The following is a 2,521-nucleotide window of genomic DNA, read 5'->3' as shown; positions in this document are numbered from 1 at the left end:
TCCCTACTCCCTTTAGCAATTTTTTTGAGTGTAGAAGCTCGATTTGCTAACCGGATTAATTTATAAGGAGATGTGCGACTACCTACTCTAATTCGAGAAATGCGGAATTTATTTTTCAGATAATTTACTTTCAAAAATTTATGATCGTAAATAAATCCAGTCAGATGATATTTAGGTAACTTTTTTTCCACCTTTGTATTAATAGCACCATAGGGATAAGCAATATGAGCAGCAACAATTTTATTCCTGTCTAAATCATTAGTACATTTTCTCAAAGCTAGCTTGGCAAAATATAGTTCTACTTCTAATTCTTTGGAGCTAATTTTAGTTAAATTTTTATGAGTAAATCCATGAGATTGAATATCATAAAAATCTTTTTGATATCCTTCTCTTAAATCTTGACAACTAAGATGTGGTAAATCTTTTTCATTGTTAATTCCCAGAGTTTTAGGATTAACAAATAGAACAAATTTTACTTTTTCACCATATTTGTCTTCCATCTTTTCTAAGATGGGTATTCCATTTTTATGTACTCCTTCATAGCCATCATCAAAAGTTAGCATTACAGGTTTTTGACCTATATGTTTATTTGGTATAGGTTGAGATTTATTAATAAAATATACGAATAAATCTTGAGAAGATAACAACCAGTAATTTTTCTTTACTAAATACTCTACAAACTTTTCTAAATCTTGCTTAGTATAATCCATATCATAGAGAGGACGATATGGTGGTAAATCAGCTTTATTCTGTAAATCAATAATGTCATGGAAACCAAAAATGGGAATTTTGACAGTCGGAGATTTTATAGTTGCAGCAGCCAAACCTAAACTGACTATAAATATTAGTGAAAGGTATACAAGTTTACTTATCCACTTTGGTAAAAACTTAATTAAAAAGCAATTTTTATAAAAATGTAGAATAGTTAAATTTAATTTCTCTACAATGGAAAATAAAGATTGAGTTACATTCCTAGTAGGTAGCTTAATCGCATCTTGAATCGATTTTTGATTAATCATATTTTTCCCTGATATTCAATTGGAAATCTGTAAATTATGCCTAGTTATTGATGATAATATCACTATTTTTTCTTGGCTAATATAAAAAATTTGTTTTGTTTCATAATAGTGAGCGATCGCCACTGAATTTCATAACAGGAAGCCATCCTCTTAACGAAGTCAGAAGTTAGAAGTCAGAAATTATATCATGTCTGCTGGTATCGTTTGTGTAAACTCAAGTGTGAATATCTACAAAAAATTTAAGTTTTTTCTGATTTTTAAGTTTTATCTTCTAGATAACTAAAGCCTTTTTTCTTCTTCCTTCTTCCCTATTCCCTATTCCTTCTTCCTTACTTTTACAATACCAATGCTACCGGACATTATATTATTTTTGTAACGGGAATTTGAGCAACTATCCAAAAATCTTTCGCTTTAAAAGGCGGGGTTTTAGACCTAATTATTTTGATAAATTAGAGCATTATTTTCCTGAATTAGTATCAAGGTGAATGAAGTTTACATCTATAGAGAGTTAAATTGGTGTAATAGCAATACCATTCAATCAAAAATTCTCAGGCTGAGAAAGCGGTAAATTATTTTTACTTGTATTGTTGTGTATTGTTATATAGATAAATTTTCTTCAGTGTCAAAAATCTGAAATTGTAAGTGATATAATGGCCTTAGTCTGATAAGTTAAGAAAGATTAAGCATATTCTCAAGCAGGAGGTGAGTGCCATGTTTAAGCAAGATCGTCAACATCTCAAAGTAGTTCAACTAGAGGAAGGAATATTGGCTCAGACTCAACTCAAAAGTGCTTATATTCCTGCATTGCGCTCTGGGTTTGCAGGATACCCAGTTAACCCTCGTTGGAGTGGTGTCAAATATTATGCTTGGAAGACAGGAAAGCAATGGCGACAGTCACTTTTGAATGGAGATATGGTAGTACGTTTGAGTGATTCAATGTTGGTTTCTATTGATGAAATTAAAGAGGAAGAAAAATCTTATGTGGTAAGGTTGGATTACCACAATTCATTGCCCAACAGTAATTGGGAATTTGAATGCCCTGTATTTCAAGGATGAAAGACTACTTATACTACATCTGGTTTAAAGTATGTTAGTTATCAAGGGAGTTTCGACTTAGTTAACAATTTGCGCGATTTACCGATATAATACGCTAGTTCTCACAGCCAAGTAGTAACGAAGGTGAAATTTGTATCTTCTGCACTAATCGCTGCTATTCGCATTTCTGGCAGTCTATCTATATAGACATAGACCTCAGAAGAAATCCCGCTCCCTAATAGGAAGGACGTAGTAAGGGTTTGAGGACTGTTTTAGTTATGTTAATTGACAAAGACTTAAATGTAAGTATAGAGTGTAGAGATGCGGTTGGGCAAGACCCGTCAATGCCTGTGAATGAGTAACCGCCGACGGACTCAGTAGAAGCAGGAAGTAAACATCAATTTTTCACGTTATGTGACGCTTTGTATCAGTTTTATGAAGCAGTATGAACAATTTGTGAAGTACCT

Annotated in this window: 2 protein-coding genes; one reads left to right on the top strand and one right to left on the bottom strand. The window is 32.5% G+C overall.

Features of this window, described 5'->3' with window-relative positions; all coding sequences use genetic code 11:
* Positions 1–1,019, bottom strand: a 1,019-nt coding sequence (locus AC3DU7_RS31020) for a polysaccharide deacetylase family protein (RefSeq protein ID WP_488043082.1), incomplete at its 3' end; no start/stop codon positions are given.
* Between the two features lie 711 nt (positions 1,020–1,730).
* Between AC3DU7_RS31020 and AC3DU7_RS31015 the strand changes: the two genes are divergently transcribed.
* Positions 1,731–2,075, top strand: a complete 345-nt coding sequence (locus AC3DU7_RS31015; protein WP_488043081.1) for a hypothetical protein — start codon at positions 1,731–1,733, stop codon at positions 2,073–2,075.
* Positions 2,076–2,521: the final 446 nt, after the last annotated feature.

The organism is Okeania sp. (genome assembly GCF_983059655.1).
This window is presented reverse-complemented; position numbering and strand designations above follow the sequence as displayed.

Coding starts and splice junctions, on each gene's coding strand:
- AC3DU7_RS31015 (WP_488043081.1), top strand. CDS start 1,731: ATGTTTAAGCAAGATCGTCAACATCTCAAAGTAGTTCAACTAGAGGAA.